Genomic DNA, 25,294 nt, shown 5'->3' with positions numbered 1-25,294 from the left:
TAGATGTAAACCAGGAAAAACCAAGAAAGATACTCTGTTCAGTTATTTATAAGAACGATACTTCTCCTGATACTGCTATAACTTACTAATGGTGTATAGCCCTTCGATGTGGTAAGTACTTTCTCATACTGAGAATAGCCAAATCTGGTTTTAGTGACTTTTTAGGGCTTAGTCAAAAAGGGTAGTGTGAAGCAGTAGAGACGTTGAATTCCGACAATATCATCCTAAAATTGTCTTACCTATCTGTAACAGCATGAATGCTTTTATAAATCATTGTGAACTCCCCTTATAACACAGTCTAGAATCGATATAATTCGAGGAATAAATTTATAACAACCTATCCTGGCTTTTTATAAAACAAATCAATCCCAAATGATACGTTTCTACTGCCCTGTAACATACTCTCAGATTTTTTTTATAAAACCGTCACTTTTGGTTATAAAATAGTCCTTGAACGTTATAATCAAAAATGACTTTTATAAATTATTGTCCAAAGTTTTATAAAACGAACTCTTATCCTGGCAAGCAACATTCTTGACCTGTAATTTAGTCTCGAAAACATTTATAAATTAGTCTATCCAAGATATAAAATAGTCCTCTATCGTTGTAACAAAGTTGAAGGCTTTTATAACGAGAAAAAACATTGTTTTATAAACAGAGGTCAACAAGCGAACTTTCAGTTTTGACCAATCAATTCCATAAGTTATAAGCAACTACCTGTGCTCAAAGTCTCTGGTTCAGGTATACAGGGAAAGTGCTCGGCGTTTAGGAATTGTCCAAGTTTCCATAGAAAAATCCAGCTTTATGTTCATTGCAACGATAAATAGATAGCTCATAAAAAAGAAGGTGCCGAATTTCTCGGCACCTTCAAAGTTAAGGTATTAGTAGTTACCTTTGGAAAGAATCCAGTATAGATACATTTCCAACTACAAACTCTATAGAACGTTCACCCCCGAAATCCCCCTTCGAACTATCAAAGATCATCTCAGCATCATTCACCTTGAAGATAAGCTTACTATGACCGGTAAATCCTTTACTGAAGAACTGGTTCTTATTCACGTCAGCGGCTAACCCTGGAATTTCTAACGGAATCTTGTCTACTGCTATGAATTGTGGCAGCTTGAATCCGTTAATGTACTCACGCACAATTAATGTCGTTACGTCCTCATTATAGAACCCCCGCCCTAACGCTAGATCATTGGTACCGCGAAGGGCATTACCCAAATTAGCAACTACACTCTCCGTCAAGTTTGAGCCGGAGCCATGTTCAAACGCCCCAAAGATATTTTTATCTCCAAGGATCTTCATTTGAGTTAATGCTTGTTTCAGTTCAGCAGAAAGGCTATTGAGATTAGAAATACCATCAACACTGACCAGCTTCCCACCCCGAATAACTAATGTGTGTTCTGTAATTGAATTGGATGTCTCTGTAACAGGAAGCTTAGTGGATTGACCTCCATAATCCTTATTGTTAATAACTCGTTTACCCTGAGCATCAAAAACGACCTGCCATTTACCTGTTGATGTATCTTTGTCAGCGTATTGACTCAAGAATGACTCATTAATTTTGTCCGTCGAATACCCCGATGCAGGATTCCATGCGTTCTTAAGTGCAGTAGAACCAATATCTAGCGCAAAGGTCTTTAGCTCCAATTCACCTGCGACCTTAAAATTAGTAGTAACACTGCTGCCTTTATAAATAACTTCCTTTCCCGCAGCTCCCAAGCTATTGGCGAGTTTTTTAGCATTGGCATCTGTAGCTACAGACATCCCGCTTATTGCAGGTTGGATATTTACGTTTACAAATTCTGCTTGATTATAGCTTATCGGTTGGATAGAACGGAGCCTGTCACCAGCAACGAATGCTACACTTGTATTACCTGATTCATCATCAAAAGCCATGAGCACTTCCGGATTAACTTTCAGGATGGATTCCTCAGGATGACTTGACCAATACAATCCATTCGTGGAAGCGGAATCTTCCGTGAAAGACTTCTCTGCTGCGCCATCTTTGGGGATATACCGCTTGAAGTTAACCGTAGTTTTATAATCTGCTGTTTGATAACTGACCGGAGCCGGGCTTGACCAGCGATAAGGCTCGCTATGGCTGCCCGTTAACTTCCCATTTTTATCATACTCTTTGACCATTTTGTATCTGGTTTCGCTGTATTGATACGATGTGACCGGACTCTTTACCCCATATTTAAAAATATTACTCTTGATCACTCGGGCCTGTTCTCCCACTGCACCCCGGCTTGCGGTAGCAATATGTCCGTTAAACAAGCTAAAGTTATTTACCCATTCCGCCAATTTGATATTGGATACAGACTCATTATCTCGAATGGCTAAGAGATTACCCGTAAGATTAAAGGAATTAGTCGGACGATAAGTTGTTACTTCTTTTGTTGCTGTGTCATTTACCAATTTCGCTGTACTGGTTGCCCAGTTGATAGCACCAAAATCTGGATTGACCAAAGCGAATGTAGTCATGCCTGAAGGTGTAATCTGCGGATCGGCAAATGTACTGATTGGCAATGTAAGGAAGAAACGTGTTTGGTTACTGCCCACGGGATTCATAGTGTCCCAGTACTTAGATAACCGCCATTGAGGGACTATATATTTGGTGGTGATCGGCTCAGGAGTATCTTCGGTGGCCTTCACATATAACGTTAATCTAGCGTTTGAATATACCCCCTTGCCGTTTTCCTTAGCCCCTGCATATTTATTTTCCACAGACGAATCGCTCTTACCATCACCGCCTAAATATTGATGAAGTTTTACGGGAAGTGGTGTATCGAAGCCCAACTCAATTTCCCATGTGTCTCCATCTCCAATAGCAGGAATTGCAATTGAACCGTTCTCGCCTACTTCTGATTTTATAAGCATGGACTTGTTGATATTTTCTTGATCCCGTTTATCCAGTAATGTAAACTTCGCATTTTTGTCTTCCAGCAGTTCATACATCTTACCTTCATGTTCGACAGACATGCTCCCTTTTACCAACTTATCTTCAGCGCTTATCTGCCCTAAATACTTCTGGCTTTCCTCTGTCCAGCTGCTGACTACTTTCATGAAAGATTTACCTGTAGCCTTGCCTTTGGCATCTACCACAGTTACATTAAGATTAATATCGATTCCCGGTTTATTTCCATTCAATTTCTCACCAGACCCATAACCCCAGGGTTGATACCCCCATGAGCCGAAAGGATTGATAGAGACTGTAGATGACAATGGAACTTTAGTGGTTACCGGCTTTAATGTACGGGTGTAGTTATCTCTGGCATACATTTGAAACGTGTTCGGTAAATTACCGTTTTCCTTATACGGAGAAAGAGATGCTTGTTCAGATGAACTTGCTCCTCCTTTAGTAACTGCTTCAAATTCCCGATTAGCCGAAAGTGTAGCTAATGCGGTATCTGTTGGACGGGCTGTTTGCCGAATCCACAGATACCAGTCCGTAGCATCATGCATCGGCATAAAGGCATAGTTGCGGTCATACGGACTATTATTGTCCTTCACACTAATTCCAACTACAGTTTGAAAAAACAGTACCAACTCATTATTGTCGAATTTCTCCTGCATCATTTGTTCAAAATTTGAATAGGTGCTTCCTGTTAGCACCCCCTTCTCTCGGATTAAATCCATGTAACCATCAAACATCATACTGCCAATAATTTGCGCATCAATCTTGTCAAACTTATCTTCGCTGCCGTGCTTTAAGATATAGTCCTCAATCATATCCTTAATTGAATCACCAACAACCTGCACATTTCCATCTCCGGCAAGAGTACGATTAGGATCGCTGGGATCAATATTGTACAGTGATTCACCAATAATCTGTTTGAAGAGGTTGCCCCCATCAGAGATAGATTTGTCGGCATAGTCGAGTGTGCGTTTTAGTAATTGGTCGTGAGATGAGCCTGCCGAGCTATTAGGATAAAGCGGATTTTTACCGTATAGTGTCTTCACCTTACTGCTTGATCCGTTACGTTCAAACGTAATCAAGCCTGAACCACTTTTTCGAAACAAGGTATCAGATGTTTTGTTCGGAGCCATATAGAACATGAGGTTTTCATAGTCGAACTTAAAATCGTCCTGAAGATCAACTTTGCTAGATGCCGAAGTTAATACCCCTGCACCGGAGCTACTCATCTTGTTAGGAATGAAGCCAAACTGTAGCACTGCTACTTTGTCCGAAGTTTGAAAAGTACCAGCAGCTGTAGTTGAACTGCTACTACTGGTTGCGGGTGGAGTACCACCTACGTTTGCATCAGAAGCATCGGCAGCTGCTGCTCTATCTCCTCCAACAGGCAATAAAATAGAAGTTACTGTACTTAACGTTAGTAAGATGATCATAACGGAAGATTTAACTGTAGAATTTCTTCGAGATTTCCTGAGTGCAAATACACTCCAAACAGCAAACCCCATAGACAACAAGAAGGCAACAACCATATAGATAATGCTATCTCCTGTATGAGGATTGGTTGAACTACCACCCATAACACCTCCTGCACCCAATACTAATGTTGTCACAGGGGACTTAGCATCAATAATGACTGAAAATACTTTACCTGTTTCGTTATCCCTAAGCATATAGGATTCATTGGGTTTGACCGCAAAAGAGAGTGTAGTTTTACCCTTGAATTCTTTGTCTGCAATGGAAGCAATATTAAGAACAGAAAAATTGTAGCTTTGACCACCTTTACTGATATTGAGTAAATACTTAGGGGTAAGAGAGACCTCAAGCTTTCCAACCCCATTCTTGACTACAAGAACTGAGGTAGTGGGTTCACCGGCTGAATACTGGCCTCCAGCCACAGACACCTTATATTTTCCGTCGATCACTCCTGGAATAATTCTATCGTCCATACTGACAAAATAGGTATTTTCTTTTCCTGAAGCATCGGTAAGTGACACATTTACCCCTGACCAATTATTACTCAACGAATTGTTACTTGCTGTAGAGAAATCTACAGTTACCATCCCCGTAGACTGAATTTTTTTCACTGTTATGTGAATTTTATAGATAACTTTAGAATTTCCTGTAACGATATCAGTTGGCAATTCGTTCTCTGCTTTATTGTTCACTCCGTTTACAACTGTTCGTCCATTTACCCCAACAAGGAACTTCCAAGTCAACTTGTCAGTTTCAACCCAAGCGATTCCCTTTTCGTCTGTTGTTAGATTAAACGTACCTTTACCTTCCTGTAGCTTGATAGTTAATTTAGTATTCTTTAGCATATTATTGGATTCGTCTTGAAGTTGCAATCCAATCTTCTTGCTGTTTACATGTAGTACGCCACTGATAGCCCTAAGGGAAGTACCTGTTATTCCCCTAAATTGCTGCTCATCATTAGCTCCCCCAAAGTAATCAAAAGCTTCAACGAGAAACTTGAAGTGTGAATTTAACGTCAGGTTATACTCAGTTCTGGAAGAAGCTGTTTCTTGTTTAACTAGAGTGCTGAAAGTAATACTCTTGAGTAATGGGCTGGCTTCCTTAAGAATAAAGGCTAACTCATCTCCGAGCTTATACCCTGGGTGCTTGAAGAGCAGTTCGTACTTCTGTTTGCTTACATTATAGTTCTCAGTATTTCCTGATACTGAACTAATTTTTTTGTTGTCTTTTACCGACCAGAGCTCCAGAGTGAATTCTGGGATGTAGAGAGTCGAACTACTGCCGAAATCGTCTCCTCCTAGATAATAGATGTCCACGTATACGCCTTCAGTGACTGTACGCATTGAAACATCACTAAGTGCAGGATTTGAAGTGGTGGGTGCAGTGGGTGCAGTGGGTGCAAAATCCTCGCTTGAGGATTGATCTTCAAGCGACAAAAACGTTTGAGGAACTTCGCTCCCTGAAGATATATTCCCCACTTGGTTCGCACCCTCTTCTGCAGATACCATCGGTGCGGACAACGAAAGGAACAGTGAGAAGGATAAAATTAAACTTAGCGCTTTTCTCATTTTTACTAACCTCCTTAAATTCAATATTGATTTAGGGTTTGCTTTATCGTTGGACCTCCTATGTACTACTTTTCTTCTCCGAAAATAACTCAGTAACTAAAAATAGCTCAACATTAAAAATAGGACGAGCCCGTTTGGGCTCGTCCTAGAAGGCACTTCTACTAAATCGAATGTACTACGTGTATCATATCTCCGAAAGTTGGTTGCACCAAAATGCTACCGTCTGTAGCAAGACTATTAACTGGATCTACTCTCTCAAACGTTCCAGAAACCGTCTCATACCAAAGACCGTTAATTTGAAATGCCATTTCCGCATGACCATTCCCACCGTATACAATTGTATTGTATTCAATTGAATCAAACACAACTGATTTTACATGAGCATCAGATACGCAATTCGAGATATTATAAAACAGAGCATCATAAGCGGAATAACTCCCTTCTCCTGGATTAGCAGCTTTATTTAATAACCTTATAGCAATACTTTGAGCCTGATACACACGTTCAATTTCCTCTATACTTACCCCATCCGCGACTAATACACCTATGCTGTCCTCTGCACTCTTCAAACCTCGATTTTGTATGGAACGATCTGAAGTATCACCAGACCATCTGTATCCTTCAATATACTTATAGTAATACTCCGTATACAGTTCACCTAATTTTATGGAGTTTCCTTCTTTAAGTGCGCCGGCCACTACATTCATAACTTTTGTATACTCCGTTTGATTGTTAGTACCATATACATGATTCCCATATTTGATATAACTATCACTCACTGATTTAACATTTGGTGTTGCTGAGGTGGATACAGACGGAGATTCAATTTTCACAGTCATAGTTTCTGCATTCCATTCTATAGTCGCCCCTAAGGCCTCACTTACAAACCGTAAAGGTACCATCGTTATATTATGAATTGTCTGAGCCTTAACTGATAATGGAATGTTCTTTCCATTTACCGAAGCAGATGCCGCTCCTACAATAACGGTAATTTGAGTTTCATTTCTTTTTGCATGGATCGTCTTATTTTTCGCATCAAATACGAGGTTCGCACCCAAAGATTCAAATATACCCCTCATTGGAACAAGCACTGTTCCATTACTCATGACTGGAGATTCAGCGTAATGTTGCTTAACACCATTGAGGTATACTGTGATTTCTTTTGTCGAAGAAGCCAATACTGTATTGCTCTTTGTTTCCGAAGCATTGGATCGTAATAAGGATAAATTAACCTTTCCCTCAGCAATAGAGATTCCAATCTTCTGCTTGATTTGAACTAGTACAGCTTTCGCTCTTTGTTCCTCAGCAAGTAAATGCCGATCTCTATTGCTGAGAGGATTTGTCACCAAAGAATCCTCTGTCTCTAGAATTACGCTACGTAGAGCTTCAATGTTTAGAAAGTCTACATTTCCAGATAATTTCTTTTCAATTTCCATGAGACTGTTTGATAGCGAGCGTAGTCTCGTAAGGTTCCAACCATCTGCATTCAATGATTGTACTGCCATGCGTAAATTCTGAAGATAAACATCATCAATGAAGCGATTCAGCAAAACGCCTGAAGAAATCGATTGGCCAAAACTATTTTCTGATTGTGCTGTGGTATTCGAAAGCACTCCGCCTATCAAGTTGGAACCCAACATCATTCCACAAACTACTATGCTAAATGAACGCTTAGCAAAACTCTTTCCATTTACTTTGCTTCGGGAATACGTAGATGACAGGTGGATTGCTGTAGTTTGAATTGACTTCTGATTTATTGATGATCGAACTATCATTTTACAAGCCCCTCCCTGGTTTTAGTTCCTCATATATTACACATTCCCTCATCGCTATGGTGAAGACTGGAATTTATAATTCCCTAAGATTTGTTGCCTTTTATTGGAGATTCTTCTTCTTTAAAACTAAACCCTCTTCCACATAAGGAAAGCAAAGACACCCTAAAAAAAACAATTTACATTATATAAAACAAAAAAACACGTTCTTTATTTTTTCTGACCAGTAGTTAATGGTCAGTGAAAAATAAAGATCGTGTTTTTTCATAGCGATTTGTTGTCTACAATTCTTATTCCGGGAGTGTGAACGGCACCTGCGCCATTGTACTTAGGGTTTTTGTTATTCCCTAATCCAATTCCGGGAGGAGTACCAAAATGAAGGGAAATGAAAGGAAATCAGGCGAAATAATTGGCCGTACCTTTGAAGGAGATCAGACACTCGAAAATGTTCTATTAGAGTGGTTAAAAAAACAATTAGCAGGTGGCCGAGTATGATATATAATGTGCTTGGCAACGACGGTTTAGGCACCCCTGCAGACGGGGGAAAAACAATGAAGGTAGCTACTTATGTTCGAGTCTCAACGATTTTTGAAGAACAGGATTCTTCAATTATTAATCAAGAGGAAGGACTGATAGATTACATCCACACAAACAATTGGCTGCTCTTTGATACTTACAGCGAGAGAAAAACCAGCTTCAGTAAACGAAAAGAATTTATGCGCTTAATAAAAGATGCAATGGGTAAAAAGTTTGATGTCATTCTCGTTAAATCTCTCAGCCGCCTCGGCCGCAGTATTGGTGAACTCAATACTATAGTGCCCGAGCTTGTAAAGAAAGGAATTCGCTTTGTTGCTATTACTGAGTCATTTGATACCACACAAAGCGATTGGCAAACCAAATTAGCCATCTTCTCAATGCTGTACCAAATGTCTAGTCAAACCACGTCAGATTTTGTACGCATGGCAGAAAGAACTCGAGCCATGCGGGGTGAATTTACCGGATCGTTCCCTCCGTATGGTTACGAAAAGGCGGATAAAAAACTGGTTCCTGCTACAAACGATACTCCGGAAATTGTCCGGCGTATCTTCTCAACATACCAAGAGGGGACTTTAGGAATGCAAGCTATTGCCAACCAACTGAATACAGAAAAGGTTCCCACTCCAGCACAAGTTCAAGGACGAAAGAATGGAAGTGAATACTGGTGCCAAAGCAGTATAGAGTACATTCTAACCAATCCGGCGTATATCGGATATCTAGTTGCGCAGAAAGAACAAGCCATCACTTTGGGAAGCAGCCAACGTAAAAACACGGCTCCTACAGAGCAAATTGTCATTCCAGACAATCACCCCGCTCTTATTTCTAAAGAACAGTATCAGATGGCGCAATCACTGATTCAACGCAGGTCGCACAATAAAGTTTCCGGAATGCCAAATTTATTTACTCACCTACTGTTTTGCGCTGATTGCGGGGGAGGAATGCACTGTGTAAAACGTCCTTATGGCAAAACGCACTACATGTGCGGCAAGTATAAGTTATGGGGCAAAGATTACTGCAAGCGCCACTCAATTCACGAAGCGAATTTACTCGATCTGATCCAAGCAGATATCCATCAACTCATGAACGAGCACGTTAACAAGGATACTCTTGTTCGGGGATTACAAAAGGGATCTCAGATAGAAGAGAAAAACCATGCCAAAGAGGTTGCAGCTATCAAAAACAATATCGATAAAATTGAGAAACGCAAACAAATCTCCGAAGACAAATGGCTGGATGGAGACATCACAAAAGAGCAATATCATGAAATGCTAGATCGATTAAGCAAGGAGTTGACAGTCGCTAAGGAAAAGTTACTACACTTAACCAAAAGCAACGAAGTCAAACAGCCACTCCTATCCGATATTGCCAAGCTTGTTTCCCTGGATAAACTGGATCGAGAGCTTCTACTCATGCTGGTTAAACGCATTGATGTGAAAGAAGATGGTGATGTAAAAATCACTTACAACTTCAAGGTTACTCTATAGTAAGACTTAGGAAAGGGATGCTTAGGCATCCCTTTCTAACATATCTTTTCTATATATTGACACTACACACTCCACATGCACCGTATGCGGGAACATATCCACCGGCTGCACCTCAACCGTTCTATACCCGCCATCCTCCAGTACCCTCAAATCCCTCGCCAATGTCGAAGGATTACACGATACATACACCACGCGCTCCGGCTTCATCTCCAGGATGGTGTCCAGCAGACGAGCATCGCAGCCCTTTCGCGGGGGATCAACCACGATTACATCGGGGGTGATGCCCTGCTCTTTCCAGGCCGGAATTACATCTTCGGAGGCGCCTACCTCGAAGGTCACGTTGTTCATGCCGTTCAACTGCGCGTTGGCGCGGGCGTCTTCGATGGCTTCGGGCACAATCTCCACGCCATAGACCTGCTTGGCATGCTGGGCAAGGAACAGCGAGATCGTTCCGATACCGCAGTAGGCGTCGATCACGGTCTCTTTGCCGGTAAGTCCGGCGTACTCCACGGTTTTGCCATAGAGCACCTCGGTCTGCGGCGGGTTCACTTGATAGAATGAACGGGCAGAAATGGCGAATTTCACGTCACCGATATAATCGTAAATAACCTCGTTGCCCCAGAGCGTGCGTGTAATGTCGCCAAAAATCACATTCGTCTGCTTCGTATTTATGTTCTGGCAGATGCTGGTCACGGCAGGCATCTCACGGCGGATCTCGCTGATCCACTCCTCCTGCTGCGGAATACGGTCACCGTTCGTGACCAGTACAACCATCATCTCCCCGGTCCGAAAAGCTACCTTCGCCACCACATGGCGCAGCAGGCCTTGGCCGGTCTCTTCATCATAGGGCATAATTCCGAGCCGGCGGGCGATAGCCTTCACCTTGCGGACTACATCATCGTTGCTCTCATGCTGGATCAGGCAGGTATCCATGTCGATGATCCGGTGTGTGCCACGCGAATAGAATCCGCCGATCAGCTCCCCGTTGGCCACGCCAATCGGCACCTGGGCCTTGTTGCGGTAACGCCAAGGCTCGTCCATGCCAAGCGTAGGACGCACAAGGATACCTGTGGTATCCGCTATTGCAGCAGCGGGCTGAACCTGCTGCGTATCAGCAGAGTTGTCTACAACAGCAGGGTCAGCCACTCCACCGTTCACACTATCCACACCAGCAACTTGAACATCCGCAGGTTCGCCTGCGTCATTCATTTCGACGCGTCCTGTAGCGGCTCCACTCCCGCCAAGCGCTGCTTGGCCTCCTGCTTCGGCCTGCTTGCTCTCGCCAGCTCTGCGCATCGCAGGCGCGCCCGCAACCTGCAGCTTCCCGATCCGCTGCAGGTTGTCCACCACCAGCTGGCGTTTCCACGCCAGCTGCGCTGTGTATGACAGATGCTGCAGCTGGCAGCCGCCGCATCTGTCATAGATCTCGCAGGGCGGCGTGACGCGGTCACTGCTCGCTTCAATTACCTCCAGCAGCTTGGCGTAGCCATATTGCTTCTTGACCTTGAGCACCTTGGCCCGGACCTTCTCACCGGGCAGGGCCCCCAGCACAAAAAGGGTAAAGCCTTCCACGCGGCCTACCCCTTCACCGTCATGGGTCATGCCGATAATATCGAGCGTGACCTCATCATTCTTATTCACTGGCAGTCCGGCGACCGGCGCCGGGCGGCTCCGGCGGCCCGTGCTGCGTCCACTGCGGTGTTTATTCATCTTCTAGAGTTCACTTCTTTCATCATCTTCGATTATAAATCATGAACTTAAGAATGAAGCAGCTGAGTTGGCAGAAAGTCTGGTCATAGCGCTTCCCGGCAACTCCAAATGTAACATTCTTAAGTTCACGTTCTATAGAATCTTATCTTATAGGGAATATTTCCCTTTAATTCGCAAATTTACGCTTGATATTACGCTTTATAGGGAAAAATGACCGTTATATCCTCATCCATCCCTACTGATTCTGCGCAAAAATTCGCAGATGGGAAGGCAGAATCCGGAACCGGCCCGGCAGGGTGCCGCCCAGTTCACCGTCGAGGTTCAGCTGCACGTTATCGGGGGAGATGACGTCCATCGCATCGGTGCGGAAGTAGACGACCTTCTTGTCCTGCAGATGTTCGCCGCGGATGGCCAGACTGACCAGACGGATGAACTCGGCAAGGTTGCATTTCTTCACCGCGATCACATCCAATAAGCCGTCGTCGATGCGTGCATCGGGAGCAAGCCGCTCGAAGCCGCCTACGGAATTCGTGTTGGCGATCAGGAACAGCATGAACTCGTCATGGATCACTTCCTGGCCGTTGGCCCGGATGATCAGCTCGGTCGGAGACAGGCTGGCCATTTTCTCAATCCCCTTGAGGTAGTAGGCAAGCTGGCCCATCATGGTCTTCAGTTTGCTTGGGACCTCATAGGTCAATTCCGTCAGGCTTCCGCCGCCAGCAATATTAATGAAATAACGGTCGTTGGCTTTGCCCAGATCGATCAGACGTGACTGCTGGCGGAGAATCAGATCACAGGAATCCTCCCAGTGCTTGGGAATCCCCATCGCGCGGGCAAAATCGTTCGTAGTTCCCAGCGGAAGCACACCCAGTGGCGGAAGATTGGGTTTCTCGGCCATGCCGTTTATTACTTCATTTAAAGTTCCATCGCCGCCCGCCGCTATGATCAGATCATATCCGCGTTCAACGGCATCCGCTGCGGCCAATGTGGCATCGCCTTCTCCGGACGTAGCATGGCAGGAGGCTTCAATGCCCCCCATGTCCAGCCGGTCCAGAATGTCGGCGAGCCGCTTCTTCATTTCTTCCCGTCCAGAAGTGGGATTATAGATCAATCTCGCAGTTTTCATTACCGGAACGCCACCTGTTTTTATAATAGATAACCTATTGATTATACCCAATTCCAGACCCTACAATCAATGTGAGAGACCTTCGGGTTACAAATTGAATTCCGAACCCTATCTATAATGTATGCGCCTGCTGCAGTGTTGACTACTTCGGCTCCATACCTTTGCTTTTTTAAAGAACAGAAAGCCCTGTGTATTAGGCCCATCCACCTTCTCATACCTAACATTCTCAAGTTTATTTTCTAAATCGCGCTATTACGCAGTTCTTCCAGTTTCTGCTCCACCTGCTGTTCAATCCAGTGCGGAAGCAGCGGATGAGGCAACAACGTCTGACCGGAATATTTATAGTTTAGCCCTTGAAGCCTCGCCGGAATCACCTGTTTGGTAAAATAACCTTCACTCAGAAACAGCGGCGCCACCAGCACCGAATGTCCCCGCTCCTGCCAATACTCCACCTTCGCCTTCACACTGTCGGGATTCAGCAGGCCATAATCTGCCGCCGCAGCTCCGCTGAGCTTCCGCACCCGCTCGGCCAAGGAGGAGATCCCCTGCTGCCAACGCTGCCTGAAGCCTTCATGCCTACTTCCGTGCCCCACAAGCAGAATCGTCTCCCGCTCCGGCTCTACCGATAATTCGCGCAGCTTGTCCCAGATCATGACGGCAATATCCGGGTCATCGTCGACCGGATAGCCGTAGTGTACAGCCGCCTTCACAGTGAATAATTCCAGATCCGTCTCGCGTTCAGGCTCAGACTTGGCGCCCAATGCATATTCTATCTCATCAACATGGGTGCTACCAGAAGACACAAACAAGGGGATCACAATGATATCTGTGACCCCTGCGTATTCCAACTCATCAATTCCATCCTGAATCAAACGGCCTTCAACCAGCTCCAGAAAAGAAACGGCAACAGGCATCTCTTCACGCAGCGACAATCCGCTAACGGCTTCCTCTACGATGCCAACCCAGGTCTTATCGCGGGAGCCATGGCTGATAATAAGCACGCCCGGCTTCATCTTCTAGCGTCCTAAACGTTCCAGCGTCAGCTTATAGCCGTCATTCCCGTAATTCAGGCAGCGTTTCACGCGCGAAATAGTCGCCGTGCTTGCCCCGGTTTCAGCTTCGATCTGATTGTATGTAGAACCTTTACCTAACATGCGGGCAACCTCCAGCCGCTGCGACAGCGATTGGATCTCGTTTACAGTGCATAAGTCGTCAAAGAAAACATAACATTCTTCCATATTTTTCAAGGTTAAAATGGCTTCAAATAATTGGTCAATACTTCTATCGTCTAGCTTCTTGAGCTGCATGTATTCATCATCCCCTAAAAGTTTTGTCAGCATTAGCTACATAGATTAAGCTCCTTACAAAACCGCTATCCGAAAGCACAAGTGGAATCGGCTTCCCCGTCCTTTTAGAAGGACGGGGACGTTTCAGCGAGAAATAGAAGGATAATTGATAACGTGGAAACAGATAAATTTTTATATTTAAAAATAAATGCGACTATATAAGACGAACTTAAATGGTAACCCTTTTAGTTTAAGTTCAAGTTCTATATCTTGCCTTTACTATATTGTACTGGAGCGCATTTTTCAAGCATTAACGGTTTCACGCTGTAAAGAACGAAAATGACGGACAACCGTCCATCACTGGCGCACACATCTCGGGTGTGGAACCTGCATTCCCCAGCGCTGCCGAAGGTCTTCCTGCCTACACTATAGTACTACATAGTTGCCGAAAATCAAGCGCGGACACGGTTTCTTCACTTCCACTGTCAGGTCTGGGCACCTGCCCTTTTCCGCTCCTATCCCGATAAACCGGGCATTCGTCTATACCGTATGTTCGCCCATGACATACAGTATAGCAAACCACTAATGAAGGAATGTGATATTATGCCTGATCATTACTATAACCATTCCCGCCGAAGCGCGCGTTCGCTAGCCCAGCCTTATACATCTCCTTATCCTGGAGTCAGCCCCTATGTGCCGGCCCCCGTCCCCGTCGATACCGGAATCCTCCCTGCATATAACGCAGAGATTGTGGATACGGCGGTGGCTCTGCCCGCAGTTGAAGCAATTGAAGCCAAGAGCGGCGGGCTGCTTGGAAGTCTTGGCAATCTCGGTGGCCTGGGAAATCTGGCCAATATAGAGCAGATCAAGGGAATTATTGACCGTATGGGCGGAATCGACGGAATCGTTAGCTCCATGGGCAAGGTGCAGAAGGTGATGAACAGCTTCCAGCAGATGGCTCCGATGGTCAAGCTTGTGATGGGAACCTTCGGCAAAAAAAAGGGCGGAGCCGCCGGAGCACTGGCCGCAGAAGAGGACGCCGCACTCTATACACCGAAGCGGCGCAGGAAGAACCGCCCTGCCGCGCCGCGCCGCAAGGCCGCTCCCCAGAAACGGCGCCGCTCGGCTCCGGCTTCCGGCAAACGCCGCCGCAAATAGACGGCGGCGTTCTCTTTATGCCTGTGCCAAGTCTGCGGCACGGCCCTTCTCCGAGCGCGTTCCGCTCAGATTGGCTCTTCGCCAAGCCTCCCTCCCCCGGGAGGCTTATGCAGCATTACTTAAACCATCCGCTGCGCCGGAACCAGCCAAACATCCCGATGCCCAGCACTACCATCAGCAGCAGCACGCCGAAATAGCCATAATTCCATTCCAGCTCAGGCATCACCTTGAAGTTCATTCCGTAAATTCCGGCGATCAGCGTCAGCGGCATGAAGACAGTCGTAATTACCGTCAGCGTCTTCATAATTGAGTTCATCCGGTTCGAATTCAGCGAGATGTAACTATCCCGCAGATCTGCCGTCATTTCGCGGTCAACTTCGATCATATCGGTCAGCTTCAGCAGATGATCGTAGATATCTCCGAAGTAGATCCGTTCCTCGCCATTGCTCTGGACATGCTGGGAATTGACAATCCGGTACATCAGATCACGCATCGGCACAATGGTCCGGCGCAGCTTAAGCAACCTTCCGCGCACATCGAACACCTGGCCCATCAGCTCTTCGACAGATTCTGTGCTGCCTCTGCTCTCCAGGTCGGCCAGATCATCCTCAATGTTGTATAGGCTGGGGAAATATTTATCCACCAGCTTGTCCATCACCCGGTAAGCTGCCGCCATCGGTCCGCCCGACCAGCCCTTGCGGCTGTGTATCTCACTCTTCACCTGCTCCCAGGCCTCATTCATTTCCGGCTTCTGATCGTGATGATAGGAGACCAGAAAGTTATGGCTCAGGAACAGATCCACCTCTTCGGCCTCCAGCGTCTGGTCATTCAAGGCATGCAGCACAAAAAACTGCACTTTCTCATAATAATCCAGCTTCGGTCGCTGCAGGATATGCATGCAGTCCTCGATAGCCAGTGGATGGAAATGAAAATAGGTATCTAGCAGCAGGGTTTCCGCTTCCGTCGGCATGTCAAAATCCGCCCAGATCCAGGCATAATTCTCCAGCTGGAGTTCAGCAAGCGGAATTCCCGTCAGCACTTCACCTGTTGGCGTTACGGCCATTGTATGTATCATGTAAGAATCCTCCGTTATATAAGATGAACTTAAGAATAAAAGGGTGGAGTGTTCAGAGAGCCTGATGGATCAGACTTTCTGAATACTCCGAGTATAACATTCTTATGTTCACGTTCTATAGTTCAGCGTAAGCTAAAGAATCAGTGAGCGGGTATCACACTGCTTATTGTACAGCATAAAGACGGCTGTGCCCAAATGCCCTCCTATTAAGTAGAAATGGCTTCGCCGTCCTTTGTAAAAGACGGCATCCGTTTCTGCGAGAAATAGATGGATAATTTATGGCGTGAAGCCTATAAATTCTTATATTTTAAAATAAATAACCTCCGGAAGCAGAAATCCGCTTCTGGAGGTCATCACCCTCTATTAAGGTCTACCGACTGCTTCCCTCCTGCAGCTCCAGATGGAGCACCTGCAGGAATTTACGGATGTTTACCTTGATCTTGCCCGTTTCCCGGCCTTGCTCAATCTCTTTCATCTTCAGCCGCACCTCTTCGAAATCGAAATAGAGCGGCGCATAATATTCGAACTTGGGATTCCCGTAATCCGTTAGCCCAATGGAAGCCAGATTGGTCAGGCCTGCCGCCATCGCGCGGCGCAGTCGCTGTTCCACCGCTTTGACCTCCTTGGCAATCTCGGCGGGGGTTTCTTTGGTTGTGGCAGCAGCCCATCCATACAGCTCTTTCAGCGGCGGCAGCGTACCCATTTCTCCTCCTCTGGCTGCTATCTGCTCCATAATGATAATAATGTCCCGGCTGCCGTTCTCCGAGATCATTCCGATATTCATCAGGATCGGCTGGATAATCTCCTTCACCGAACGTTTGGCGGGAGGGATCGGCGGCGGACCGAACTGCAGCCCTTCCAGCTTGAACAGGCTGGACTTGATCTCTTCCAGGTAGCGGTTGATCGCATAACGCTCATTCACCTTTTGCAGCACAGCCTCCACCTCGAACTTGTTGATCGGCTTGCGGATGAAGAACTCAATCCCGCTGCGGTAGGCGCGCCCGACCAGATCCCCATTCTCAATCTGCGAGATCATCACGAACTTGGAACGGCAGCCCTGCGCCTGCAGGGAATTAATCGTCTCAATGCCATCCTGATCCGGCATCAGCAGATCCATCAGCACAATATCTGGCGCTTCGCCGAGGATCAGCTTGACTCCCTCCTGCCCCCCGTCGGCTGTTCCCACCACTTCGCCGAGTCCGCTGTCTTCGATAATATGCTGCAGCATCCGTCTGGCTGCCGCATCGTCATCCACGATACAGAAAGAAAGCGGCATATTATTCCTCCTTCCGCAGCTTGGCCGTAGGCAGCAGAATCTGAAACATCGCTCCGCCGGCACTTGAAGCTGTCTTCACCTTGATTTCTCCTTCGAACAGCTCCACAATGTCACGCACATGGGACAATCCGATCCCTGTCGCAGCCACACCTTCTTCGTCGAACTTGGTCGTAAATCCGGGCTCAAACAACAAATCGCGGTCCAGGGCTTGAATCCCGCTGCCGCTGTCAGTCACAGAAAAGACGGTCGTACCCGATTTCTCATACACATCAAGGGAGATTCTGCCTTTGCCTTTGATCACTTCTACCGCATTGGCGGTAAGGTTATTAAGCAATGTCAGCAGGGGAATGTAGCTAGCGGTTATATAGTCAGAGGTTTGATTCAGGCTGAAACTGATGTTTTTGCCAAGCATTTCGGCGTATTTGGCATTGCTCTTGATCGTAAAACGGAGGATTCCTGATAGCTGCATATCCAGATCCCCGGCCAGCTCACGGTCAACCAGCTTCATAAGCCCTGCCAGTATACGCTGGGAATCCTTCTTCACCTCATGCAGCTCTTGGGTCATATTCAGCACCTGGCGGCTGTAGTCCTGATGCCCTTCTTCCTTGAGACCGCTGTACAGCTCGAAGCTGCGTAACGTTGCATGCTCCAGCGTCCCGATGGATTTCTTGAGGTAGAACACCTCTCCGTACAGCCCGGAGCCGAAACCCAGCATCTGCTCCATTCGCCGGTTCTGCTCCCGCTGCGTGATCCGCAGCTGACTTACTGAGATGCTGCTGTATACGCCGGTTGTGAAGTAGGTGCGCAGCACGGCAATCGCCATTAGATACGTCCATTCATTCAGTCGGAACGAGCTGGAATCGAGCACAATCAGCCGGGTCAGCAGCTCCATCTCATTAGAGACCAGATCAATTAGCGCGGCAACACCGCCCAGCACCAGCGGATGGAACGTATCCACCCGACTCTTGATCAGACTCATCAGAGCGGCAAACACAATATAATAGACCATCGCCGAGAAGTGGCTGTTCATGCTCTCCAGCAAGGAAAGACTACTACCTGTTACAGCATCCATCGCTGTGCGGAACAGCAGCACGACGGTGCCTGTAACAATCCCTGTTGTGATGTAAGGCAGCTGCCTCATTAAAAGCAAAAACAGCAGAAAAGCGCTGCTGCCCATGGCAATCCGAAAGATGTCTCCATCGAACGGATTAATCTTGAATTCTCCGGCTACAGCTGTTCCTGCTGCAACCAATATAATTTGCACGAATCTGTACTTTAGTATAGATAATCCCATCGCCCACTGCTCCTGCCAAGAGATGTTGACCATTATACTACCATAATAAAACTTGTTTTCATACGATTTTCAGCACGTTGTGCTAATTTTTTAGACCATTTTGGTTTCCAGTCTTCTTGAGAGAACAGACAGCAGATAGTTCACCAGGAAGTAAACCACAGCTACAAGCAACAATGTTGGAATCGCGTAAGAATATTCATGCCCGATCACAATATTGGCGTTATGCATCAGCTCTGGCAAGGAGATGATTACCGCAAGCGAGGTATCCTTCAGCAAAGAAATGAACTGGCTGACCAGCGGCGGAACCATCCGGCGCAGTCCCTGGGGAAGCACGATATGCCACAAAGTCTGAATGTTGCTCAGACCGGAGGAGCGTGCAGCTTCGATCTGGCCTTTATCAACGGAAGTTAAACCTCCGCGTACAATCTCGGCAATCATCGCCGCCTCGAAGATGGTTAGCGCTACAATTGCCGCTGTAATCAGCCCCATCTTAATCCCTACCTCCGGCAAGGCGAAGCGGATAAAGAAAATAATCAGCAGCAGCGGCAGGTTGCGCACCAGCTCCACAAGCACAAACATAACGGGAGATAATACAGGAACCTTCGAATAACGGATCACACCTATGATACAGCCAATTACAAAGCTGAAAATAATCGAAACAAACGCCACAATCAGCGTAATATATAATCCATCCAGCAGAAACTTCAGATTATCTGGAGAATATGCACCGGCAAAATCCATACTATTCCTCCTAAAAGTTTTGTGAGCATAAGCTTCCATGTGTTTCTTCGTACAAAACTTACTTCGTAAGCATTAGCTTAGTTTTGTGAGCATAAGCTTCCTTGTGTTCCTTCGTACAAAACTTACTTCGTAAGCATAAACTTAGTAATTACGCTGCAGTTTGCGCTCCCATACTCTAATTCCATAGCTTAGCGGCAACGTAAGCACCAGATAGAACAAAGCCACGAAAATGTAGGTATCAAATGTCCGGTACGTATCGATAGCAATGCCGTCGGCAAAATACATCAGGTCCATTCCGGCCACAACGGTCAGAATCGAGGAGTTCTTAATCAGGTTAATGAACTGGTTGCCCAGCGGCGGAATGACCAGCTTAATCGCCTGTGGCATGATGACATGCTGCATCGTCTGAATATAGCTCAGCCCGGAGGAACGTGCAGCCTCCATTTGCCCTTTGGGTACTGCCATGATGCCGGCGCGGATCGCCTCGGCGATGAATGCTGAAGTGTATACGGCAAGACCAATGGTTCCGGCATTGAATCCGCTCATCGGACTGCCAAAGGCCGAAGGTCCGTAATAAAAGACATACACCACCAGCAGCAGCGGAATATTGCGGACAAACTCCACGTAGCCGGTCCCAACCCAGCGCAGCGCGCGTACTGTGGTAATGCGGAACACAGCGATCACAGTCCCCAACACGAAGCTGCCGACCAGCGCCAGCAAACTGGATAGCAGCGTACCCCAGAACCCTTCCATATAACGGTCGAAATAATCAATTAATATCGAATAATCCATCGTTGTCACCTGCCCTTGCCTTAAAAATAGAAAGATCTTATAAGCTCATTTAGTGCTTCAGACAAACACGAAAGGATGGCCGGCGGGTCTTCCCGTTCCATCCTTTCGCTGCTGCCTATGGAAGACTTGCTTACGGATATACTTATTTCGCAGGTGCTTTGCCGATCCACTTAGTGTACAGCGTATCGTAATCGCCGCTTGATTTCAGTTCAGCCAATGTATCATTAACGGCTTTAACTACATCACTGTTGCCCTTCTGGATCGCAATCCCGTAAGGCTCGTCAGTGAACGGCTCGCCTACCACTTCATATCCGGGGTCCTGGGAAGCCATGCCGTAGAGGATGGCATCATCTGTAGTCAAGGCTTCACCTTGACCAGCTTTGAGGGCACTGAAGGCATCCTGGTAATTGTCGAATTCCAGTACAGTAACACCCGGAACCTTTTCTTTGATGTTCTTGATCGAGGTAGCGCCTTTAGAACCAAGAATCTTCGTATCCTTGGTTACATCATCAATGCCTGTAATCGGGCTGCCCTTCTTCACGAGCAAGGATTGCCCGGCCTGGAAATATACATCAGAGAAGTCTACTTCCTTCTTGCGCTCTTCCGTGATCGTCATCGTAGCGACTACCATGTCGATTTCGCCATTATTCAGCATCGGAATCCGCGTCTTGGAGGTGACTTCCTTCAGTTCAATTGCGTTCTCATCACCGAGAATATGCTTCGCAATCGCTTTGGACATATCAATGTCGAAGCCCTGCACTTCCCCGGAAGCCGGGTCCTTCAGTCCAAACAGCTTGGTGTCGAATTTGACGCCTACGAGCAGCTTGCCGCGTTCCTTGATCTTCGCAATCGCGTCCGAACCGCCTTCTGCCGCCGGAGTGTTTCCGTTAGCAGCGTTATTGTTGTTGCCACACCCCGCAAGTACGAATAGAGCAGCGATCATCAGCACACTAAGCAGCTTGAAGCTTTTTGACATTTTCATTATTTTCTTCCTCCTCTGATCCTTATAGATGTTTAATGGCTTAATACACGGCTAAGGAATGTGCGTGTCCGCTCTTCACGCGGATTCGCGAAGAATTGCTCTGGCTCGGCCTCTTCCACAATCTGACCCTGATCCATGAAGATGACGCGGTCAGCCACCTCGCGTGCGAATCCCATCTCATGGGTGACCACGACCATCGTCATGCCCTCACGGGCCAGTGTGCGCATCACGTCCAGCACTTCACCGACCATTTCCGGGTCCAGTGCCGAGGTTGGCTCGTCGAACAGCATAATCTTCGGCTTCATCGCAAGTCCCCGGGCAATCGCTACACGCTGCTGCTGCCCGCCGGACAATTGGGAGGGATACGCCTGTGCTTTCTCGGCAATGCCTACCTTCTCCAAATAGTACATGGCGGTCTTCTCCGCTTCTGCCTTGGATAATCCCAGAACCTTGATTGGGGCAAGCGTGATATTATCGATTACTTTTTTATGCGGGTAGAGGTTGAAATGCTGAAATACCATCCCGATCTCTTTGCGCAGCTTATTGATATCTGTCTTGCGGTCATTCACAGTGATCTTGTCTACCGTAAGTCCTCCGCTTGTAATGACCTCTAGGCGGTTAATGCAGCGTAGCATGGTGCTCTTGCCGGAGCCGGAAGGACCGACTACAACAACCACTTCCCCTTCCTGAACATGCAAGTCAATATTCTTCAGCACATGAAAAGTTCCGTAATGTTTCTCTACTTGCTCAAAGTCGATCAACGACAGGGCCTCCTTTATCGAACATATTCGTCAATTTCGCTGTTAACTATGGTAACACTTAAAACACACCTTACTGTAGAGACTACTAAAAACTACATAATACTATGCTTATAATTTTTCTTTCATGTCATTTTCTTTTCAAAACGTGAGCTATTTCATTTTCTTTTTGCTGCGATTAAGCTTTTTTATCAGTCTATTGTGAATTATTGTGACATTCCTCTCTTGAAATCAATGAAACCTTTATCCGTTACTTTCCTTGCAAAACAAAAAAAAGATGTCTGCAGTCCCGGGTTGCGGGTTGCATGACATCTTCATCATTCGTATAGTAGTAGGTTGTCCTAGAAAAAGATTTTGAAAATAACACCGGCCAATACAGCACTGATCGGAATGGTGATGAACCAGGTGACAACGATCCGTCCCGCGATCCCCCATTTGACAGCGGAGAACCGTTTGGCTGAGCCTACCCCAAGAATGGCGGAGGTAATGGCATGGGTGGTGCTGACCGGCAGGTGCAGCAGGGTGGCCGAGAAGATAACAGTGGCTGCCGAAAGATCGGCCGCAAACCCGTTGATCGGTTCGATCTTAAAGATCTTCGTACCCATCGTCTTAATGATCTTCCAGCCACCGATTGAGGTTCCGAGCGCCATCGAGGTCGCTGCGGCTATCTTAACCCATAACGGCACCTCCATCGTCTCCAAACGACCTGAGGTTACCAGTGCAAACGTAATGATCCCCATCGCCTTCTGGGCATCATTCGTGCCGTGTGTAAAGGATTGGAGTGCTGCAGTAACGATCTGCATCGAGCGGAAACCCTTGTTGACGGTGTGCGGGCTGCGCTTGGCGAAGATCCACTTCAGAATCATCATCACGATATACCCGATGGCAAAAGCGATCAGTGGCGAAAACACCAATCCTTCTACAATTTCAATAAAACCGCTCCATTTGATATGATCAGAACCCGCACCAACATATACCGCACCCGCAAGTGCCCCGATCAGGGCATGGGATGAAGACGAGGGAATTCCGAACCACCAGGTGACCAGATTCCAGATAATTGCCGCAATCAGGGTAGCGATAACAATATCAATCCCGTTATCAAGCAAGGTCGGGTCGGTAATACTCCCCCCGATCTTCTTGGCTACGCCGGTGAAGGCGAGGGCACCGATGAAGTTCATCGAAGCCGCCATAATAATGGCTGTCCGCGGCTTCAGCGCACGCGTCGAGACAGAGGTTGCAATGGCATTGGCTGTATCATGGAATCCATTGATAAAGTCGAACGCAAGTGCAAGAAAAACAACAAAGCTTAGTACCACTAATGATGTTTCCATATTTCCGGCCCCTTATGAGTTGCGCATGATGATCGATTCCAGCATGTTGGCTACGTCTTCACATTTATCCGTAGTAGTCTCCAGACGCTCGTACAACTCTTTGCGCTTGATCAGCTCAATGGGGTCCTTCACGGTTTCGAACAGAACTTTGGTGCAGATGCGGAGCACTTCGTCGCCCTGGTTCTCCAGGTCATTCAGACGAATGGTGTACTCACGGATGGCCAGCAGCTTCTTCTGCGACAGCAAATGGATCGCCTTCTGGATCTCATAGGCGCTCTGGCGGAGAATTTCAGCGAACTGCACAATATACTCATCCGCGTCGAGCAGGTTATACATATAGAAACGCGAGGCCGACGCCTCCAGCCCGTCAATGACATCATCCATACTTGTGATCAAGTCCATAATATCATCGCGTTCCAGCGGGGTGATAAAGGTCTTGTTCAGTTCCTTGATTACAGTGTGAGTGTAAGTATCGCACTGGGATTCGTATTTCTTCATCTCTGCAGCGAAAACATCCACATTCTCTTTAAGATTGGTAATATTCTGCGCGAAATAATCGGCAGCTTGGACAATGGTGTCCGCCATATTTTCCAGCGTCTCGAAGAAAATGTCCTTTTTTCTTAACCTCATTGCGCTAAACCCCTTTACATAAAATTACCGAGTAAACCGAAGCCATCCATATGTAAAAAAGCATGAAAATGAATGACAACCCTTGTTATCTTATCATATTCGTACAAGGGATAGAAGCAAAAGAAGCGAACTTTTTACACTATATTCACAATCCCCCATTCTTCCGAAAACAATCCTGTGAAGGCGGGCGTATTCTTCAGGTCTGATCCGTAAACTTTAACCCTAAGTATTCCACGTGGCTGCTGAAGGACGGCGCATTCGGCACCACCAGAATATGGGTGATTCCCGGAACCATCAGCGCTTCCTGCCCCTCTCTTACGAAGCGGATCACATCGCCCGACTGGCGCGACCAGCGGCCCTTAAGCACCTGTCCCTGCTGGAACAGCAGCGCTTCCCCGCCCAGTTCGACATCAACCTGCAGCCTTCCGACATCATCCAGCACCTTGTGGTCAGCGCCCATCACCATCACGTTCGCTGCCGCTACCGGCTGCTCGTTGTTCAGGTCCAGATGTGGCTTCCCATTCACCCAGCGTTGATATGTACCTAGTACGGCATCATATTTATAGTCCACATTATAACTCTTCAGCAGATAGTTCACGCTGAATTCGACAGCCGATTCACCGCCTGAAGCCTTCTGCCCGAAGGCGGCAAACAGATATCCCGGCACCTTCACCTCGGGCGCAAAACCCAGCTTCCCGGCGCCTTCCCGCAGCTTCGAGGTATTGCTGTACAGATTATGCGGCGCCTTGCGGTCCGTGGTCCGCCAGAAGAATGCTCCAGCGCGACCGATTTCGTCCATATCCTCTTTCTTCTGCTTCTGCAGGATTGAATACGCTGCCGGACTTCCGCCTGCATGCACAGTTATCCCGCCATAGCTCTCGCCGATATCCAGCAGATAAGGGCGGATGCTGCGGATCGGACCAATCTTGACTACGCCGGTCTGGCTCTGATAGATCCCGATCAGTCGCGTAATTCCGCCTTCAGCCAGCACCTCATACAGGATATCCGCTTCGCTGACTCCCGACTGCGGCCGGGCGGCAGGGGCATTATTAATCATTATGGCCAAAGGACGCGGCAGACTGTCTTCGGGTACCGTTAGCCCAGTCAGGCTGGACACCTGGCCCTCTTCGGCAGCTTCAGGCGTAGGAGAAGGTTCACTAACTGCAGTGGCGGTTGGCTGCGGAGCCTCAGTCGGCGGGGGCGAAGGTACAACAACCTCTTCAGCACTCTGCCCGCTGCAGGCGGAGAGCAGCAGCGTTCCCAGCAGAATGACGCTTAGAAGACCCAATGAGGTACGGTTCACTTTCATAAGCTGATATATTCCTCCCACAATTTTGAAAGTACAGGCTCCCTCCATTTAATCACAGCCTGACTGCTT

The 25,294-nt window shown here is 47.0% G+C and carries 18 protein-coding genes; 2 read left to right on the top strand and 16 right to left on the bottom strand.

What is annotated here, in order from left to right; genetic code table 11:
- Positions 1-888: 888 nt before the first annotated feature.
- Together B9T62_RS35640 and B9T62_RS35635 are read right to left on the bottom strand one after the other, a co-directional pair.
- On the bottom strand, positions 889-5,964 hold the full coding sequence (locus B9T62_RS35640; protein WP_087919583.1) for a hypothetical protein: 5,076 nt from the start codon (positions 5,962-5,964) through the stop codon (positions 889-891).
- 161 nt (positions 5,965-6,125) lie between these two features.
- Positions 6,126-7,739, bottom strand: coding sequence for a copper amine oxidase N-terminal domain-containing protein (locus tag B9T62_RS35635; RefSeq protein WP_087919582.1), 1,614 nt, complete (start codon positions 7,737-7,739; stop codon positions 6,126-6,128).
- Between the two features lie 488 nt (positions 7,740-8,227).
- Between B9T62_RS35635 and B9T62_RS35630 the strand changes: the two genes are divergently transcribed.
- Positions 8,228-9,757, top strand: coding sequence for a recombinase family protein (locus B9T62_RS35630; protein ID WP_087919581.1), 1,530 nt, complete (start codon positions 8,228-8,230; stop codon positions 9,755-9,757).
- A gap of 21 nt (positions 9,758-9,778) precedes the next feature.
- On the opposite strand, the gene rlmD is transcribed toward B9T62_RS35630, so the two are convergent.
- The 4 genes from rlmD to B9T62_RS35610 form a co-directional block, all read right to left on the bottom strand.
- The gene (gene rlmD, locus B9T62_RS35625) at positions 9,779-11,467 is read right to left on the bottom strand and encodes a 23S rRNA (uracil(1939)-C(5))-methyltransferase RlmD (RefSeq protein WP_087919580.1); all 1,689 of its coding nucleotides are present in this window, start codon (positions 11,465-11,467) and stop codon (positions 9,779-9,781) included.
- A gap of 235 nt (positions 11,468-11,702) precedes the next feature.
- A complete protein-coding gene (locus B9T62_RS35620) occupies positions 11,703-12,593 on the bottom strand; it encodes a diacylglycerol kinase (RefSeq protein WP_087919579.1) in 891 nt (296 codons plus the stop codon).
- Between the two features lie 239 nt (positions 12,594-12,832).
- Positions 12,833-13,606, bottom strand: a complete 774-nt coding sequence (locus B9T62_RS35615) for a sirohydrochlorin chelatase (RefSeq protein WP_087919578.1) — start codon at positions 13,604-13,606, stop codon at positions 12,833-12,835.
- A gap of 3 nt (positions 13,607-13,609) precedes the next feature.
- Complete coding sequence (locus tag B9T62_RS35610) at positions 13,610-13,900, bottom strand: YerC/YecD family TrpR-related protein (RefSeq protein WP_087919577.1); 291 nt, start codon at positions 13,898-13,900, stop codon at positions 13,610-13,612.
- A 582-nt stretch (positions 13,901-14,482) separates the two neighbouring features.
- Here B9T62_RS35610 and B9T62_RS35605 point away from each other — a divergent pair.
- On the top strand, positions 14,483-15,037 hold the full coding sequence (locus B9T62_RS35605; RefSeq protein WP_087919576.1) for a tyrosine protein kinase: 555 nt from the start codon (positions 14,483-14,485) through the stop codon (positions 15,035-15,037).
- Positions 15,038-15,152: 115 nt separating this feature from the next.
- Here B9T62_RS35605 and corA read toward each other — a convergent pair whose 3' ends face one another.
- From corA to B9T62_RS35555, 10 genes are all read right to left on the bottom strand, one after another.
- The gene (gene corA, locus B9T62_RS35600; protein ID WP_087919575.1) at positions 15,153-16,112 is read right to left on the bottom strand and encodes a magnesium/cobalt transporter CorA; all 960 of its coding nucleotides are present in this window, start codon (positions 16,110-16,112) and stop codon (positions 15,153-15,155) included.
- A gap of 370 nt (positions 16,113-16,482) precedes the next feature.
- Positions 16,483-17,388 carry a response regulator gene (locus B9T62_RS35595; RefSeq protein WP_087919574.1) on the bottom strand — a complete coding sequence of 302 codons (906 nt, stop codon included), beginning with the start codon at positions 17,386-17,388 and terminating at the stop codon, positions 16,483-16,485.
- A 1-nt stretch (position 17,389) separates the two neighbouring features.
- Positions 17,390-18,682 (bottom strand): ATP-binding protein, encoded by a 1,293-nt coding sequence (locus B9T62_RS35590; protein WP_087919573.1) that lies wholly within the window; start codon positions 18,680-18,682, stop codon positions 17,390-17,392.
- 90 nt (positions 18,683-18,772) lie between these two features.
- Positions 18,773-19,423 (bottom strand): amino acid ABC transporter permease, encoded by a 651-nt coding sequence (locus B9T62_RS35585; RefSeq protein ID WP_087919572.1) that lies wholly within the window; start codon positions 19,421-19,423, stop codon positions 18,773-18,775.
- A 141-nt stretch (positions 19,424-19,564) separates the two neighbouring features.
- On the bottom strand, positions 19,565-20,215 hold the full coding sequence (locus tag B9T62_RS35580; RefSeq protein ID WP_087919571.1) for an amino acid ABC transporter permease: 651 nt from the start codon (positions 20,213-20,215) through the stop codon (positions 19,565-19,567).
- A 142-nt stretch (positions 20,216-20,357) separates the two neighbouring features.
- Positions 20,358-21,191, bottom strand: a complete 834-nt coding sequence (locus B9T62_RS35575; protein ID WP_087920553.1) for a glutamate ABC transporter substrate-binding protein — start codon at positions 21,189-21,191, stop codon at positions 20,358-20,360.
- Positions 21,192-21,229: 38 nt separating this feature from the next.
- Positions 21,230-21,958, bottom strand: a complete 729-nt coding sequence (locus tag B9T62_RS35570; protein ID WP_087919570.1) for an amino acid ABC transporter ATP-binding protein — start codon at positions 21,956-21,958, stop codon at positions 21,230-21,232.
- A gap of 338 nt (positions 21,959-22,296) precedes the next feature.
- Complete coding sequence (locus B9T62_RS35565) at positions 22,297-23,286, bottom strand: inorganic phosphate transporter (protein WP_087919569.1); 990 nt, start codon at positions 23,284-23,286, stop codon at positions 22,297-22,299.
- Between the two features lie 12 nt (positions 23,287-23,298).
- The gene (locus tag B9T62_RS35560; RefSeq protein ID WP_087919568.1) at positions 23,299-23,916 is read right to left on the bottom strand and encodes a DUF47 domain-containing protein; all 618 of its coding nucleotides are present in this window, start codon (positions 23,914-23,916) and stop codon (positions 23,299-23,301) included.
- A gap of 196 nt (positions 23,917-24,112) precedes the next feature.
- Positions 24,113-25,225 (bottom strand): DUF3048 domain-containing protein, encoded by a 1,113-nt coding sequence (locus tag B9T62_RS35555; protein WP_087920552.1) that lies wholly within the window; start codon positions 25,223-25,225, stop codon positions 24,113-24,115.
- Between the last annotated feature and the right edge of the window lie 69 nt (positions 25,226-25,294).

The sequence above is a fragment of the Paenibacillus donghaensis genome (assembly GCF_002192415.1).
Taxonomy (GTDB): Bacteria; Bacillota; Bacilli; order Paenibacillales; family Paenibacillaceae; genus Paenibacillus_AQ; species Paenibacillus_AQ donghaensis.
The sequence above is the reverse complement of the archived record's forward strand: the minus strand, read 5'-3'. Positions and strand labels throughout refer to the sequence as shown.